This is a genomic window from Natronincola peptidivorans, from assembly GCF_900111615.1.
Lineage (GTDB): Bacteria > Bacillota > Clostridia > Peptostreptococcales > Natronincolaceae > Natronincola_A > Natronincola_A peptidivorans.
In genome coordinates, this window is record NZ_FOHU01000003.1 from 305,921 (window position 1) to 321,724 (window position 15,804).

Here is a 15,804-nt window from a genome sequence, read left to right on the forward strand (position 1 = left end):
GCGAAGACGCCAGACGACAAAAAAATAATCGAAATACTTATGGAAAAGGGTAACGTCCATCAACAGAAGGCTAAAGAAGCAGGGGTCAGGCTTGAATTATTTACTTATTTACTTATGCTTCTTCCTCCCGCCTTCTAATTATTTCTTCAACATAAGATCTTCCTTTACTGTCTGCAGGTTTTATTTTTGATATCATTGATGGTGATAAGCTAAGCTTTTCCGACAACAATTTATTGTTTATATTGCAATGCTTCTCACTTAGAAGAACTGTAGCTTTACTAATATCTGATATCTTTTGAATACTCGTTTTTATGTATTTCTTTACATAACACATTTTCACCATTATCTCCACTAACTGCTACATACTATAGTGCTCTAGGATAATGGATTTGTGGTTTCCTTGCCATATGCATCACCAACATTATCATATTTATTAGTAAGTAAATAATTCAAGCCTGACCCTCTTTTTTACTCCTTTATAATAAGTCCAAATATTTTCGAAAAGTCTACTGCTTGCATAGGAGAAACAATTGCACCCCTAATATCTTCAGGTCGTATACCAACTCCTTCAAAATTGGAATTACTCAAGTCTATTCCTGACATGCTAGTTCCAGACATTTGACTTAATATAAAATTACATTTTCTAAACTCAACCTTATGTAATTTACTGTGTTGAAGATTACCATTTTCAAATATACACTCAGATAGGATCACATTTTTCATTTGAGTATAATTCATATGAATAAATTGACCATTGCAGTTATTCATATAAATATTCTGAAGTGTAGCATCATTGAGGTTTAAGCCCATTAGCTTACAGTTGATAAACTCAGTTCTATGTATAATTGCTCCAACAAAATTTACATTTGACAAATCACAGTTTTTAAATGTTACATCAGTAAGCTCTAATGAATTTAATGTGATACCTTTAAAATCCACTTTATTAAAAATGACACCTTCAAAAGCTACTTTGTTAGCTTCTCGTGTTTCCATCCCGCAGTCTGATATATAAATATTCTTAATAATAGCTTCATCTTCAACATCACTAATTTTTATACACGTTTTTTCAATACCTTTTATGAACTTAGGCTTAATTACTTTCGGCAGAACTTGCTTATTATTCATAGTACAGTCTCTCCTTACACTTATTTCCCTATAAGTACCGGAAAACAGATCCATCACCCCGGTCAAGTAATTTCTTTGATAACTACTATACTGTAATACGCTAATATTAGTAAGCAAAATAAGAGAGAGCTTTCTTTTCTTATTTCATTCGTTAGATATCATTATCTAATTGACCTGTGCTACAGAATTTTAGAATACAGTCGTCACTTGTGATACGGTTCACCCTTAATAATCCTAAACCCCCGATAAATCTGCTCTAGCAATATCAATCGCATTAGCTGATGCGGAAAGGTCATTGGGGAGAAGGATAGTTTGTAGTTGCATGCTTTTAGCACTTCTTTTGAGAGTCCTAGAGAACCGCCAATGATAAATGCAATGCTGCTGTTGCCTGATATGGCTAAATCTTGCATTTTTTCTGCTAGTTCTTCTGAGGAGAGCATTTTTCCTTTGATATCTAAGGCAATGATATACATTCCTTCTTTGATATGTTTTAAGATGTTTTCTCCCTCTCTACTCTTTACTATCTCCATCTCTGTATCACTTAGGTTCTCTGGTGCTTTTTCATCTGCCACCTCGATGATGTTTAGCTTGCTGTATCTAGATAATCTTTTTGCATATTCATCGATGCCCTGTTTTATGTATTTCTCTTTTATTTTTCCTACTGAAATAATGGTGATATTCATAAAACCTGTCCTCCTTTGTTCCTCATGTTTTTATTGGCGTGAACTTTCCTTGTGTTGAAGCTGACGCTTTAACCACTATGTTTGATCTCTTATACTATCCAAGGACTCGCTTCCTTGTTTTTCCTCGGCAATAAAAAAGAACCTTCCTGCTTGCATGGTTGGCTCTCTTAACCTTATTCCTTACACCACCAAATACCTTGGGAAATGGTCGCAAAAATCACAGGTTTTGGGAACATCCCATTCAGTAAAGGTTACTGAACCCAGTTCATAGAGATCTGGTGGTTGTTCATAAACATCTACAAAATCATCTATGGCGTTGTCTAAATGCTCATTACATACAACGTACATTCTTTTCACTCCATTTATAAATAATATGCTCCGATTTCATGTGTGCTCTGCGTCTGATTTTAATGCTCCTTATTTCAGTCGCTACACAAAACAACTTAAGTTGCAATTGAGCTAATGTATTCCTCTGTTTATATTAAATCATACTTTCTATTAGTATCTGTTAAATTGGTTTCTTCATTCATTGATAGATTATCTTTGCTAAAGGTTTCTCCTTTTATTTGTATAAAGATCTATCAAAATCAAAGCACCTTGTCTCGTTATGATTCCATTATATACCAGTTCTCTTAATGTTTCAATTGTTTTTCACGTGAAACAACCCAAGGCATCCTTGGGTTGTAATTATAATACTACTTCTATTTGTAATTCTCTTTCATTTCTTAAAATGCTTATTGTAGTATTGTCTCCCGGTCTATAGCGATAAAGCTCTCGGATTAATTGTCCCATGGTTTCGATACTGTTGCCTCCTACTCCCACAATAACATCTCCTGGTCGGATATCATGGGCTTCTGCCACTGAATTAGCCTCTACCTCTACTATATATACCCCTTCTTCAGCCTTTAGTCTAGTTCCTGTAAAGCCTTCAAAGGACTCTACGTTAATGCCTCTAACCCCTAATAGTACCCTTGTGAATTCTCCTTTTTCTATAAATTGATCTACAATAGGTTTTGCTGTGTTTATAGGTATTGCAAAGCCTAATCCTTCCCCGGTTTGAATCTTAGCTGTGTTAATACCTATCACTTCGCCATAAGCATTTAGTAAGGGTCCTCCACTATTGCCAGGATTTATAGAAGCATCTGTTTGAATCAAGTCTTCAATGGTTTCTCCTTGACCTAAGGGTATACTTCTATTAAGACCACTAATAACCCCCTGTGTTAAGGTTCTCTCAAAATTTAAACCGAGGGGATTACCAATAGCTACAGCAACTTCTCCCACCCTTAAATCATCACTGTTTCCTAATTCAGCTGGAACTAAATTTGTTCCTTCTACTTTAATCACAGCTAAATCTAAGGTTCTTTCATTCCATAAAACCTCAGCCTTAACACTGCTTCCATCATGTAAAAGCACCATAACCTCTTCAACATTGCCATCCCCGACAACATGGGAGTTTGTTAAGATGTATCCTCTTTCATCAACAATAACACCTGTCCCTAGGCCGGAAGCTCTTCTTGTGCCAAAGAAAACATCTCTTTGCAATGTTACAGTTGTTATCCCAACAACAGAGGGCATCGCTTTTTCCGCTACCGCTGTATATACCGTCAAGTCTTGCTGTGGTTCAATGGTTATGTTTGGTGCTGGCATAGTAATCATACCTCTGTGTTGTAGCAGTTGTGGTAAGTACATATAGGCTGCTGTTAGAGAAATAACACTGCTAAAAATTGCTGCCAGCAAAGCCACTGCTATGTAGCTTAGTTTAGAAGTCTTTTTTTGTCTTGGTGTGTTTGGCGGTAGAGGTGGTTCCGATCTAAACTCAGTTTTTGGATAAATACTAGTATCCTCCCAAGTGGCTTTGTTATTTTCCTGATTTTCTCCATCTTTTTCATTTTGGTAATTGTTGTTATAAAAATCCATCAAAATAACCTCCTTATCCCTCAAAAGCATATAGATGACTTGCTTTATCCCTATGGGCTAAATCAATAGAAATATCCTTCCCTATATTTATTTTATGACTATCTAAAATGCTTTTTACCGTCATAATTGCTAGCTCTGGAAAGTTGTTTTCCTTACTTAAATGTGCCAACAAAATATTCTTTACATTCATTTTCATTAAATCCACGATGGCATTTCCAGCTGCCTCATTGGATAAATGTCCATGGTCCGATAAAATTCTTCTTTTTAAATAATAGGGATAATTCCCTGCCTTTAACATATCTTCATCATGATTAGATTCTAATACCACTAAATGCGAGTCCCCTATTTTATCTAGTATACCCTGATTTATATGGCCTAAATCAGTAGCAATGCTGATTTTTACTGTCTTATTTTTTAAAACAAATCCCACTGGATCCGCCGCATCATGAGAAATACTATAGGGGGTTATTTGTAAATTTCCTACATGAAGGGTTGTTTCTGTCTTAAAAATTTTAATATTCTCTTGTTTAATACTGCCTAATTTGCTTTCCATTGCTTGCCAGGTAGCTTCATTGGCATAAATGGGTATGTCAAATCTTCTAGACAAAATCCCTGCCCCACATATATGATCATTATGTTCATGGCTAATAAATATTCCTGTCAATTTGTTGGGTTCAAAACCTATCTCTTGCAGCTTGCTTTGAATTTTTTTCCCGCTTAATCCTGCATCCACTAATAGATGCTCTTCTCCATTACTTATAAAATGACAGTTCCCACTACTGCCACTTGCTAAGGAACAAAACTGTACCTTCATGTATGTGCCTCCAATAGAATACACACCTTTGAGGTGTGTATTTAGTATGTTTTTTTAATTATAGCTCCTAAAGACGTAAGCTTATCACATAAACCGGTGTAACCTCTATGGATATAATGAACATTTTCAATTTCTGTTTCACCCTGCGCAGCTAAAGCAGCAACCACTAAAGCTGCTCCTGCCCTTAAGTCCGATGCAGAAACCTTTGCCCCCAGCAGCTTTTCTACTCCTTGTATAACTGCTACTCTTCCTTCCACCTTGATATTTGCTCCCATTCTTTTTAGCTCGTCCACATGCTTAAATCTTCCTTCAAAAATAGTTTCAGTAATAACACCTGTACCACTGGCGATTGTCAGTAAGCTGCTCATGGGCTGTTGTAGATCTGTTGGAAAGCCTGGATAAACCAAAGTCTTTACATTGATATTCTTTAAAGGTTTGGTAGCCTTCACTCTAAGAGATTCTCCATTTTCAACAACCTCTACACCCATTTCTCTTAGTTTTGCTGTAATAGCTTCTAAGTGTTTAGGTATGATGTTGCTTATTAAAACATCACCGCCTGTAGCAGCGGCAGCAATCATGTAGGTTCCTGCTTCTATTTGATCTGGAATAACAGTATGATGACAACCCTTTAGTTGTTGTACGCCTTCTATTTTTATGGTGTCCGTTCCAGCACCTCTTACATTTGCTCCCATACAGTTCAAAAAGTTAGCCACATCTACAATATGAGGTTCTTTTGCTGCATTTTCTATAATGGTTACTCCTTCTGCTTTGGTGGCTGCAAGCATAATATTGATGGTAGCACCTACACTTACCACATCTAGATATATTTCTGTTCCTATTAATCTTTCAGCCTCTACTGAAATAATTCCGTGTTCAATATTGACTTGTGCTCCTAGGGCTTCAAAACCTTTTATGTGCTGATCTATAGGTCTACTTCCTATACAGCATCCTCCTGGATATACTACTTTTGCCTTTTTAAAACGGCCTAAAGCTGCCCCTAGAAAATAGTAGGAGGCTCTTAGCTCTTTGGCATCCTCATAATCAATAAAGCAATGATTTATATTTCTAGGGTCTATTTCTATGACCTTAGAGTTTTTTTGATGCACCGTTGCTCCCAAACCCCTTAAAATTTTTGCTAATATTTTTACATCGCTTATACTTGGTAAGTTTTCAATAGTACAAACGTCCCCTGCTAAAACCGCTGCCGGTATAAGGGCTACAGCTGCATTTTTAAATCCACTAATTTCAACTTTTCCAGATAACCTTTTCCCACCTTCAATGATTAACTTCTCCATATAGTTTCTGACAAATGTCAGTAGTCACCACCTTCTAAATGAATTTAACAAAACATTTATCCATCAATGAATTATTTGTATATCTTCAAATCGCTTAAAAAAATTCTTAACTGCTTATCATTATAGCATTTTTATGGTCCTTTGATAACATCTGTTTTTATGGAAATATTATGTAACTTCTCTATCCTCTTTCTTTTTACTACCCTCTAAATCAAAAAAGTAGAAAGAGCATCAATTATACTCATTCTACTTTCATTAGAAAAATCCTCTTTTTTTATAACAATATTCACTCTATAATGCTTCCACATAAAAAGTCTTCCCATTGCTTAATACAATTTTCCACGAGGGAAAAGCCGTCCCAGCCTCAATCGTATCCCATGTGGTAAAATTGATATCTTCTGTGTTAAAGTAATAGCCTATTTCCATCTCTGTTATGGCTATATCGTGATTCCCTTCGCTTTCTTTTATTATATCATTCATTTTTCTTAACAAAGCTTCTGTTGCAGGAATAATTCTTTTCCTATCACCATCAGTTTTTTCGTATTCCAACAGCATAGCTTCTACCCCTACTACTTCTTTATGTCGAATATAAACATGGATATAGCTTTCCGCTAAAAACATATTTTTATAGTTTTGGTTGTATACCAATTTGTATAAAGGTACCTCTCCATAATCTTCAATAACACCAAAATATATCTGTTGTAAAACTAAATCTTCTATCAATAAGTCTTGCTGCTTTAAAAATCTATCACTAATTTTAATAGCTTCCTTTTCATCCAGTGGATAATTAATAGATTCTTTGGCAAAATTCCTATAAATAAACTTTTTGTTACTTATACTTTCAACCTTCTTTTCACCAGAAATAAATACATTGTTTTCTAATGCCTCATAATTTTCTCCTAAAAATTTTTCTGCAATCTCTTTAGGTTCAAAGGCTCTATATCTCACCATTAAAGACGGTAGAGATACAATTTCACGGGGTATATCTATGTCTAGCTTCACACCTCTATCCTTTAAATAGGTTTCTACATTCTCTATATAAGCATCACTTATCAGCTGTAGTTCTCCTTTATCAAACATATCCTTCTGTATGTGATAAATAAGAAAGATATTGGTTATGATAAAGGCAACTATTAGGATATTTTTCGCCTTTGACCAATCCATAGAACTTCTCACCGCCTCCTAGTTTACAAGGCCACTATGTAGTAATTTTCCATCATAGCTACTAAAATAATATACTCTTTTATTTATCTTGATTTTCCACGTAGGAATTAGTAATTGTATCCTAGCATCTTCTAATGTATCATAATAAACTAATTCCATCTGTGCAATATTTCTTTCAATATAATTTAAAATCTCCTTCTCTTCCAAAAGATCTTTTTCCTCTATATCTGCTAAATAATCTGCTTTCAATAATTCTATATGATCTTCAATAATTTTTTGAGGTAATAAAGTATAGTTGGTGGGAGAAACATTTGGCAAGTTCTTGCCTTTTCTTATTAATGAACGGTAGCTTCTTACTTTATCACCATATACCTCTATTTCAATAGGGTGTGCTAAATTACCACTGTTGAAAGCAACTGGTAACCCCTCTATACGATAGCCAAATCCAAAGTAATATCCTTTTTTCTCCTCGTATCTGATTTCTTTTAAATACGCATCTTCTGGAAAACCTCCATGATCCTCAACAAACTCAATTGCTATCTCTAGGGCTGTTACTACATTACTGCTGGAAAAATTTCTAATTTCTTCAGTATATTCTAATCTTCCTCTATTATTAATACGAACACCTTTTTCTCCATATCCATACATAAAGACAATGGCTCCACTGGTTTCTCTTATTGTCTTGACAAAGTCTAGACTTTCATTAAAGAAGCTTTTTACTTCTTCTATAACCATTTGTTCATTCTCAACATTTATATTGCTTTCTACAAAAACCTGTGGTGTTGACTGTTGATAGCTTAAAGGCATTACAGTATAGTTATCTACATCAGCAAAAAGAGGATAGTATTTTATATGGTTGGCAGTTTGTAAATCATCTATGAGGGCTAACAAAAATCTATTCTCCTGATGATTATCTAGCTTTACTTCATAGACATGATCCTCTTTTCCAACAATATAAATAACCCCTCTGTTTAAAGCAGGAATCAATATTTTTTTTACTTCCTTAATATTCATAACAATTTTATTATCTACTGTGTCAAAAACAGATCCTACTAGAACAGATGAAATATTTTTACCAAACTCCAATTCTATCGATTTTAATCTGTTGTTCTCCCTATACTTATCATAGGTAGTAGAAATAACTTCTGGTTCTCCTGTGAAAAAATCCTCTAAAATCACCTTGGAGGCGGTCCAAAGCTCTTCTATATCGGTAGAAATGATGGTGTGGTAATTATTTCCAAAGCTAACAATGCCCCTTTTAGGCATAATTACTTCTTTTTTCTTCTCTATGTTTTTCAACTGTCTTTCCTGAGAAGATGCTTCAGATTGCAATATAGCAATAGGGGAATGGAACCATATTTGTTGAGTGAAAACGACACTCATAATAATCAATAAGGTCAATATAAGGGTTTTTAGTTGTTCCCTATTCATTTTAACCACTCCGAATTTTATTGCTTACTTTCTGTACTTGTGATACTTCTTATTGCATCTGTAGAAGAAGTGTTAGCAATACCTTTTTCTACCTGTTTTTTTACTTCATCTATATCCTTTACCTCAATGATTCTACTAATGACATCTCTTATTCCATTTTTGTATACTGCTGTAAAGTCTATTTTGTTTAGACCTTTTCTTAGTTCAACTTCCGCCCAACCTCTTTGTAATGCTCCTACCTTTACTTCAATAGGATCATAAGCCTCTACATAGTTTTGTCTACTGGTGGCTACACTTGTATTATAATATACCTCTATTGTCACAGTTGTACCCTCTGGCGCAGTAAAAGCTAAAACCATATTAGAGTCACTTACTACCACATCTCTATTGGGAGTAATAATCTTAAGAGTATCCTGTTGTTCTTTAGCTTCTTCTTCTGCTTTGATTTCTTGTGTGGTGGTTCCTGGAGTTGTTGTTAATATTGTTGTTGGACTTGCGTAGGCAACTATATTTGTACCTCCTATTATTAAAAGCACAGCTGTACTGGCTATTAACTTTTTCATTGTTTTGACACCTCCCATATAACAGCTAATTCTATTCAATATCATTATATAGAAATATTGTTACAATCATATTACAGTGGAATTAAAAATAAATTACACATTTTTTCCTATATTGGATTAAACTGAAGCAAAAGCCTTCTCTACCGCTGGTAGTGTTATGATTGCCTTGGTTCCAGTTATCCCTTCTCCACTGAATAATTCAATTTTGCCGTCATGGGCTTCCATTATTTGTTTAGCAATAGATAATCCCAAACCAGTTCCACCCAGTTCTCTGGTTCTTGCTTTATCTACCCGATAAAATCTTTCAAATATTCTAGGTAAATCCTTACTTGGTATACCTATACCATTATCATGAATAATTATTTTCACAACATCATTCTCATTTTTTGTTTCTATATGAATTTTTCCAGCCTCAGCCGTATACTTTATAGCATTACTGAGGACATTTAAAACTACCTGCTCTAGTTTATCTATATCAGCAAACACTGTGAGATCCTCTTCACTAGTATGATAATCTATCTGTTGCTTTTTATTCTTTGCAGATACATCTAATTTTAATATTGCATTTTCTACAATTTCGTTTACATTAGTCTCCATTTTATTCCACTGAGCCTGTTTGAAATCTAGATTGGATAATTGCAATAAATCCTGTACCAATCGTGTCATTCGATCCGTTTCACTTTCTACAACAGTTAAAAACTGACCTGTTAATTCCTTGTTCTCCATTGCACCTTCTAGTAATGTTTCTGTATAGCTCTTTATAGTTGTTAAAGGTGTTTTTAATTCATGAGAAACATTTGCAACAAATTCCTTCCGCATGTTCTCCAATTTTTCATGCTCTGTAACATCCTGAAGCAATACAACTAATCCTTCTAACTCACCATCTTCTCTTACAATAGGTGCATATTTTGCTCTTAGTTTTACACCTTTGTCCATCTCAATCATTTCGTTTCCATACCATTTTTTCTCCTTAGCTAGGTACTTTAAAGAAAGCTTATCATTTAAAGGAGAAAAAACATCATCAAAGCTTTTTTTTGTTAATATCTTTTCGTTGGTGTTTAGCATACCTAATGCTACAGGGTTAGCATGAATAATTATTCCCTCTGCCGTTGTAGCAATTAACCCATCCGCCATATTGTTAATAATGGTATCCATTTTTTTCTTTTCATTAGACATTTCCTGCAACGCTGATTTTAAGCGGGCGGTTAGATAGTTGAACATCCCTGCTAGTTGTCCTATTTCATCGTCAGACTTGACTTCTACTACTTGATTAAAGTCACCCTTAGCCATTTTCTCAGCTTTAATTGTAACATCGTTTATTGGTCCTGTAATACTTTTTGCTAACAGGTACCCCAAGATAATGGTAATAAACAACGCTAAAATGATTGCTCTGGTCAAAATAAATTTTGATTGATCCAAAGTAGCATATATATCCTCAATATTTTGTCTTATATACAACGCTCCTGTAATACGACTATGTTCGTCATACAAAGGAAACACCATGTTTTTGGAGCTTCTTTGTCCTTCTTGATCAGAAACAATGTCCTTCTCTTTGATTTCACCGTGAAAAGCCGATAGAATCAAATCAGAGTCCAGTATGTACATAGCATTTCGATTCCAGTAGGATAAATTGGTGCTGGAAATAATGGTAAAATCATTGTTTTTTTCAATAACATAGATTTCCATTCCCATTTTTTCGTATGGGCTAATATTTTTTTGTATCTCTTCTTTATTATTTTTCCAGTCTATATCCTCTAGGGTAGTCATGACGCTACCGGCAATCTGTGTAACATTGCCTCTTACTACCCCTAGATGATATTGTTCAAATTGTTGTATTAGAAATACCCCTACTATGATCATAGCCATAAATACTAATAAAAAATAAATAGTAATAAACTTAAATCTTATACTTTTAAACATGTTATGCCCTCCTAAAGTAATAACCTACTCCTCTTTTGGTTAGTATATACTTCGGGCTGCTAGCATTGTCTTCTACTTTTTCTCTCAATCTTCTTACAGTTACATCTACTGTTCTTATATCTCCGTAGTATTCATATCCCCATACTTCCTTTAATAGCTGCTCTCTTGAAAAAACTTGTTCTCCCTGAACTGCCAGAAATTTTAAGAGTTCAAATTCTCTTGAAGTTAATTCTACAACATCCTCATCTTTCTTTACCTCATACTTATTGAAGTCTATCCTTAGTGCACCTGAGGTGATCACGGAGGCCTTATTATCTCCAGTAGGTATACTCATGCGCCTGAGATTAGCCTTTACTCTAGCCAGAAGCTCTCTCATACTAAAGGGCTTGGTTATATAATCATCTGCTCCCATTTCTAGGCCCAACACTTTGTCAACCTCTTCTTCCTTCGCCGTCAACATTAAAATCGGCGTAGAATAACCTTCTCGAAGCTTTCTACACACTTGGAACCCATCTATCTTTGGTAACATTACATCTAATAATATGAGGTCAGGCGTATATTGCGGCACTTTATGTAGCGCTTCTTCTCCATCGTAGGCTATATCTACTTTGTACCCTTCTTTTTCTAAGTTATATTTCAAAATATCCGCTATTGGTTTTTCATCTTCCACGATTAATATTTTTGTTTCCATACTTCATCACCCCACCAGTTATTATAAGTTTAAGATTCTACTTTTTTCTATTATTTCCTGCTTAATTGAAAGCTTAGAAATTTTTCCTTATATCTTGACACTATCTTCAGTAAAATAGCGGAGAAAATCATGCTCTCCGCCAATAAACAGATCAAAAAAGATGAATAAATTCTTGTAAACTTTTGCCTTCCCCTAAAACCTTAATTATATCCATTAAAGCATCTATCCCATGATCATCAACGAAGTTTTTAACATTTCTAAATGACTGTGTATAAGCCAAATACTCATTTAGCCCATGGAAGTTATCTGTTAACTCCTCCAACGTATATTCATTTTCTTGAAACACTACTTCCTTTCCCCATTCATAACCATCTACTTTGTACTCAAAATAAAGACTAACCCCTTCAGTAAACCATATAGGAAAATTCCCTTTTGCAATATGGTCTGTGAACAAATGCACTAATTCATGGAGAAAGGGTCCCTGAGAGTAAAAATATTCTTCAACCTTTTCCACATTCTTTACCCAATGGATGGGATTTAAGATATGAATTGTATCTCCATAATAAACCCCCATAGGTGGTGATCCTTTTTTAAGCATGGTTGTTTGCATCAAAACCTCTGGATTATCATATAAAATCACCTGGATCTTTTCTTTAGGCTTATATTCAAAAACCTCTACTGCTGCTCTATATTTATCTTCTGCTGTTCTAGCAATCATTTTTACTATCTCTAAATCTATGTTTTCTTCATATCGAATAATAAAATTCTCAGTAGTCACAAAATCATAACCCTGGGTTTTGTATCCAACCAGCCTACTTTCAACAGCTCTAACCATAGGACGAAAAACTACCTTTACATTATAATCTTGTTTTTTAAAACCAAGCAAACCTATAGAAAGCACAATAATACCTACTATTACCAGTATTTTAATAGGTACCTTCCTTTTTTTGTTTAGGACCATACCTCTTCCCCCTTTACTTTTCAGCGTTAACAAATCTAGTTTTTTAGGGGTAAGACAGGACTATTATACCATAAAACAACTAAAACTTCTATGGAATGAACCATGAGAATTAATGGTATTTCCTCCTTTCAGACAATCACCTTTTCCTGCTATATGCATAATCTAGTATAAAGAATGTTGGATTTCCTTATAGAGGAATGTTGATTGCTGATTTGATCAGTGAACTTAATTATTTATCAATAGCGTAAAGGGGGACATATTGTGTTTAGTTATTCAAATATTGTGGAAGATCTTGTAATTGAAAATTTGTTGAAATCTAACGGTGAACATATCCCTGTAATTATTTCTGGGGATGATTGTGAGTGTGATGACCTAGAAAAGTATGTAGAAAACCTGGGAGGAACTATAAAGCATAAACTTCATCTTATCAATGCCGTTGCTGCCTACATCCCACCTGTTGGTGTGAGAAGTGTATCAAGAGAAAAATACGTTAGCAAAATCCATTATGATGACATGGCCTTTAAACTGATGGATATTGCCTCCGTCACCGTAGCGTCTGATTATGCTAATGAGCATGGTCTTACAGGTAAGGATATTGGTGTAGCTGTAGTGGATACAGGAGTATACCCTCATGCAGATTTAACTACTCCTAATAATCGTATCGTTGGCTTTGTAGACTTTGTTGATAAAAAAACCTCACCCTATGATGATGATGGTCATGGCACCCATGTGGCAGGGATTGTAGCTGGAAATGGTTTTTCATCGAATGGGAAATATATGGGCATTGCACCTGATGCCAATATTGTTGGCGTAAAGGTTTTAAATAAAGATGGTGGTGGCAGCATTTCAGATGTAATCGCCGGTGTACAATGGGTAGTAGAAAACAAGGATAGATATAATATTAAAGTTATGACCTTATCCTTAGGTACCAAAGCAAAAACCTCCTACCGTGAAGATCCTTTGTGTAAAGCAGTTGATAGAGCTTCAAATCATGGTATTACAGTGGTAGCTGCTGCTGGTAACAGTGGCCCAGAAAAATCTACTATTAACTCTCCTGCTATTAGTCCAAATATCATAGCGGTGGGTGCCTGTGATGATCGTAGTGCTGCTAAGCCCAGTGATTGTACCATTGCTAACTTTTCCAGTAGAGGTCCTACGCCTGATAACATCAACAAACCAGATATCTTGGCCCCAGGTGTAAATATTAATTCATTAAGTAATAAAGATAATAGCTACCATAGCCTGTCTGGCACCTCTATGGCCACTCCTATAGCGGCTGGCTGTGCTGCTCTATTATATGAAAACAACCCGAATCTTACACCTACTCAGATAAAAAGAACCATGATGGGTCATGGTGTTGGTCTAGGCTATGATCCAGATGTTCAAGGAGCAGGATTACTGGATATAAAAAAAATGATGGGAACCACCAACCCTTCTCCTCAGCCACCTAATAGATCTCCTAAAGAAGGCAGCAGAGGATCTAGAGGAATATTCTCCATATTTGATGGTTGGTTTTTTGTCATACTGATTGTTTTTTTAGTGTTGTTCCTCTAATTATATCTTTTCATAATGAGCCACATTTAAAAGCGACCTTTTAATAAAGGTCGCTCTCGTTTTTATCTTATAAATTTAATACCTTACGAATTGTAGAGGATTTACTGGTACACCATTTCTTCTTACCTCGAAATGAAGATGTGGGCCTGTACTGTTTCCAGTGCTTCCTACCTTAGCTATTTCCTGTCCCTTAAACACCCTTGTACCTACTTTTACCAAAATCCTGCTGCAATGGGCATAATAAGTTTGATAGCCATTTTCATGATCAATAATAACAAGATTTCCATAGCTTCCTTGATAGCCAGCAAAGGAAACTCTGCCTGCATCCGCAGCAGTAATAGAGGTTCCTGTGGGTGCTGCCAAATCAATCCCTTCATGTCTTCTTCCCCATCTCGTTCCAAATCCTGAGGTAAGTCTTCCCCTTGTTGGGTTTGCAAAGGTTCCAGTAGCTACAGTAGCTGGTCTAGGCTTTGTCCCCTCTGCGATTACTCTTGTTTTTGGTTCAGATAATATGATTTCTTCTAAAATATCTCTATCTGCTAGCACACCGTTCTCTTTAATCAAATACCCCTTTATTTCTCTTTCTCCCTCTATTCCCTGAACTGTAATTCTTTGGTCTCCTCTATAGAGAGAGTCTGTTTCTACACGTTCCGTTTCAAACGGAATAGCCTCTATCAACTCAACATATTCTTTTGTTTGAACAGTGATATATGGCTTTGGTACAATTAAACTGAGTTTTTGTCCTATTTGAAGACGTTCTGGATTAATACCAGGGTTTGCCGCCTCGATATCCTCTACTGATAAATCATACTTTCTTGCTATTACCCAAGCACTTTCCCCAGCAGCCACTTCATGAATTTGCTCTTCATCTGTTCCTTGAGTAATCAACTGGTAAACATCTTCTTTATTTCGAATATCCTTAATTTCCACAGCCGCTTCTTCTAATACAACATTCTCTCTAAACCCAATAAAATCATATTCTTTGTCTTCACTAATATATAAACCTTTAATATCTTCTAATATTTTATCGGCTGTTGCTTGATCCTTAACATAAGCAACCACCTGTCCATCTACTTTAATGGAGATTGCCTTCACCTTCATGTCTAACTGTCTTTTTATGTTATAGATGATGGTGTTTATGTCCGTCAAATCTTCCTGCTTTGCCTTTGTTTCTACTAAAGTTATGTTTGTTGGAACTACAAACTCATGTCCATACAATGCTAAAATTTCTTCCTTCACTTCTTCTATCGCTTCCTCAAAATCCTCTTCACTTCTTATAGTAGCTAGAACACTGCCATCCATTTGTACCTCATAGGCTCTCAAAGAAGCATTTATGCTGCTGTTTAAGATGACTCCCAAAATTATTAAAACCAAACCAACTGCTGTATATGTAAAAACTTTTTTATCTAGTTTTTTTCCTGAAAGTTGTGTAATTCGATTTACTAGTTCTTTGTAAACCCTTAAAATTCTTTGGTTTATTTCCATCTTGAGATCTCCTCTCATGGGGCGCTACCCAATTTATGGCATTATACCCATTATATGTGTTTCTTTAATTTTTATTTAGATTTTTGTAACATTTCTGTAATAATACCTTTAAATATTATATAATAACTTTTGCTAATTATACAAGCCCAAACTTATGTTCTTCCATATATTTCTACATTATTATATCCCAGATAATAGGAA

General features: G+C 35.1%; 15 protein-coding genes. 1 reads left to right on the forward strand and 14 read right to left on the reverse strand.

The genetic code is table 11. From position 1 onward, the window contains the following. Positions 1 to 112: 112 nt before the first annotated feature. The 13 genes from BMX10_RS17730 to BMX10_RS05855 form a co-directional block, all read right to left on the reverse strand. Positions 113 to 334, reverse strand: coding sequence for a hypothetical protein (locus tag BMX10_RS17730; RefSeq protein WP_139176385.1), 222 nt, complete (start codon positions 332 to 334; stop codon positions 113 to 115). A 134-nt stretch (positions 335 to 468) separates the two neighbouring features. Next, positions 469 to 1,125, reverse strand: a complete 657-nt coding sequence (locus tag BMX10_RS05800) for a pentapeptide repeat-containing protein (protein ID WP_170834706.1) — start codon at positions 1,123 to 1,125, stop codon at positions 469 to 471. 203 nt (positions 1,126 to 1,328) lie between these two features. Next, a complete protein-coding gene (rlmH, locus tag BMX10_RS05805; RefSeq protein ID WP_090440732.1) occupies positions 1,329 to 1,808 on the reverse strand; it encodes a 23S rRNA (pseudouridine(1915)-N(3))-methyltransferase RlmH in 480 nt (159 codons plus the stop codon). Positions 1,809 to 1,988: 180 nt separating this feature from the next. Further along, entirely contained in the window at positions 1,989 to 2,156 is a 168-nt protein-coding gene (locus BMX10_RS05810) for a CxxH/CxxC protein (RefSeq protein ID WP_090440734.1), read from the reverse strand. A gap of 339 nt (positions 2,157 to 2,495) precedes the next feature. Continuing rightward, positions 2,496 to 3,725 (reverse strand): serine protease HtrA, encoded by a 1,230-nt coding sequence (gene htrA, locus BMX10_RS05815; protein ID WP_090440737.1) that lies wholly within the window; start codon positions 3,723 to 3,725, stop codon positions 2,496 to 2,498. Between the two features lie 13 nt (positions 3,726 to 3,738). Continuing rightward, entirely contained in the window at positions 3,739 to 4,539 is an 801-nt protein-coding gene (locus BMX10_RS05820; RefSeq protein ID WP_090440740.1) for an MBL fold metallo-hydrolase, read from the reverse strand. Between the two features lie 41 nt (positions 4,540 to 4,580). After that, positions 4,581 to 5,834 carry a UDP-N-acetylglucosamine 1-carboxyvinyltransferase gene (locus BMX10_RS05825; protein ID WP_090440743.1) on the reverse strand — a complete coding sequence of 418 codons (1,254 nt, stop codon included), beginning with the start codon at positions 5,832 to 5,834 and terminating at the stop codon, positions 4,581 to 4,583. 291 nt (positions 5,835 to 6,125) lie between these two features. Further along, on the reverse strand, positions 6,126 to 6,998 hold the full coding sequence (gene yycI / locus BMX10_RS05830; protein ID WP_090440746.1) for a two-component system regulatory protein YycI: 873 nt from the start codon (positions 6,996 to 6,998) through the stop codon (positions 6,126 to 6,128). An 18-nt stretch (positions 6,999 to 7,016) separates the two neighbouring features. Beyond that, positions 7,017 to 8,429, reverse strand: coding sequence for a two-component system activity regulator YycH (gene yycH, locus BMX10_RS05835; RefSeq protein WP_090440749.1), 1,413 nt, complete (start codon positions 8,427 to 8,429; stop codon positions 7,017 to 7,019). 17 nt (positions 8,430 to 8,446) lie between these two features. Continuing rightward, positions 8,447 to 8,992, reverse strand: coding sequence for a hypothetical protein (locus BMX10_RS05840; RefSeq protein ID WP_090440752.1), 546 nt, complete (start codon positions 8,990 to 8,992; stop codon positions 8,447 to 8,449). Between the two features lie 117 nt (positions 8,993 to 9,109). After that, positions 9,110 to 10,912: an ATP-binding protein gene (locus tag BMX10_RS05845; protein WP_090440754.1), complete on the reverse strand. Its 1,803-nt coding sequence runs from the start codon at positions 10,910 to 10,912 to the stop codon at positions 9,110 to 9,112. A 1-nt stretch (position 10,913) separates the two neighbouring features. Next, positions 10,914 to 11,603 (reverse strand): response regulator YycF, encoded by a 690-nt coding sequence (gene yycF, locus BMX10_RS05850; protein WP_090440757.1) that lies wholly within the window; start codon positions 11,601 to 11,603, stop codon positions 10,914 to 10,916. A gap of 151 nt (positions 11,604 to 11,754) precedes the next feature. Next, the gene (locus BMX10_RS05855) at positions 11,755 to 12,564 is read right to left on the reverse strand and encodes a peptidase MA family metallohydrolase (RefSeq protein ID WP_090440760.1); all 810 of its coding nucleotides are present in this window, start codon (positions 12,562 to 12,564) and stop codon (positions 11,755 to 11,757) included. A 261-nt stretch (positions 12,565 to 12,825) separates the two neighbouring features. On the opposite strand from BMX10_RS05855, the gene BMX10_RS05860 reads away from it, so the two are divergent. Further along, positions 12,826 to 14,118, forward strand: coding sequence for a S8 family peptidase (locus tag BMX10_RS05860; protein ID WP_090440763.1), 1,293 nt, complete (start codon positions 12,826 to 12,828; stop codon positions 14,116 to 14,118). A gap of 75 nt (positions 14,119 to 14,193) precedes the next feature. Here BMX10_RS05860 and BMX10_RS05865 read toward each other — a convergent pair whose 3' ends face one another. Continuing rightward, on the reverse strand, positions 14,194 to 15,603 hold the full coding sequence (locus BMX10_RS05865; protein ID WP_244272646.1) for a LysM peptidoglycan-binding domain-containing M23 family metallopeptidase: 1,410 nt from the start codon (positions 15,601 to 15,603) through the stop codon (positions 14,194 to 14,196). Between the last annotated feature and the right edge of the window lie 201 nt (positions 15,604 to 15,804).

What these genes read in the sequence shown, in the direction of transcription:
- BMX10_RS17730 (WP_139176385.1), bottom strand. Translation starts at nt 334, where the DNA reads ATGTGTTATGTAAAGAAATACATAAAAACGAGTATTCAAAAGATATCA.
- BMX10_RS05800 (WP_170834706.1), bottom strand. Translation starts at nt 1,125, where the DNA reads ATGAATAATAAGCAAGTTCTGCCGAAAGTAATTAAGCCTAAGTTCATA.
- rlmH (WP_090440732.1), bottom strand. Translation starts at nt 1,808, where the DNA reads ATGAATATCACCATTATTTCAGTAGGAAAAATAAAAGAGAAATACATA.
- BMX10_RS05810 (WP_090440734.1), bottom strand. Translation starts at nt 2,156, where the DNA reads ATGTACGTTGTATGTAATGAGCATTTAGACAACGCCATAGATGATTTT.
- htrA (WP_090440737.1), bottom strand. Translation starts at nt 3,725, where the DNA reads ATGGATTTTTATAACAACAATTACCAAAATGAAAAAGATGGAGAAAAT.
- BMX10_RS05820 (WP_090440740.1), bottom strand. Translation starts at nt 4,539, where the DNA reads ATGAAGGTACAGTTTTGTTCCTTAGCAAGTGGCAGTAGTGGGAACTGT.
- BMX10_RS05825 (WP_090440743.1), bottom strand. Translation starts at nt 5,834, where the DNA reads ATGGAGAAGTTAATCATTGAAGGTGGGAAAAGGTTATCTGGAAAAGTT.
- yycI (WP_090440746.1), bottom strand. Translation starts at nt 6,998, where the DNA reads ATGGATTGGTCAAAGGCGAAAAATATCCTAATAGTTGCCTTTATCATA.
- yycH (WP_090440749.1), bottom strand. Translation starts at nt 8,429, where the DNA reads ATGAATAGGGAACAACTAAAAACCCTTATATTGACCTTATTGATTATT.
- BMX10_RS05840 (WP_090440752.1), bottom strand. Translation starts at nt 8,992, where the DNA reads ATGAAAAAGTTAATAGCCAGTACAGCTGTGCTTTTAATAATAGGAGGT.
- BMX10_RS05845 (WP_090440754.1), bottom strand. Translation starts at nt 10,912, where the DNA reads ATGTTTAAAAGTATAAGATTTAAGTTTATTACTATTTATTTTTTATTA.
- yycF (WP_090440757.1), bottom strand. Translation starts at nt 11,603, where the DNA reads ATGGAAACAAAAATATTAATCGTGGAAGATGAAAAACCAATAGCGGAT.
- BMX10_RS05855 (WP_090440760.1), bottom strand. Translation starts at nt 12,564, where the DNA reads ATGGTCCTAAACAAAAAAAGGAAGGTACCTATTAAAATACTGGTAATA.
- BMX10_RS05865 (WP_244272646.1), bottom strand. Translation starts at nt 15,603, where the DNA reads ATGGAAATAAACCAAAGAATTTTAAGGGTTTACAAAGAACTAGTAAAT.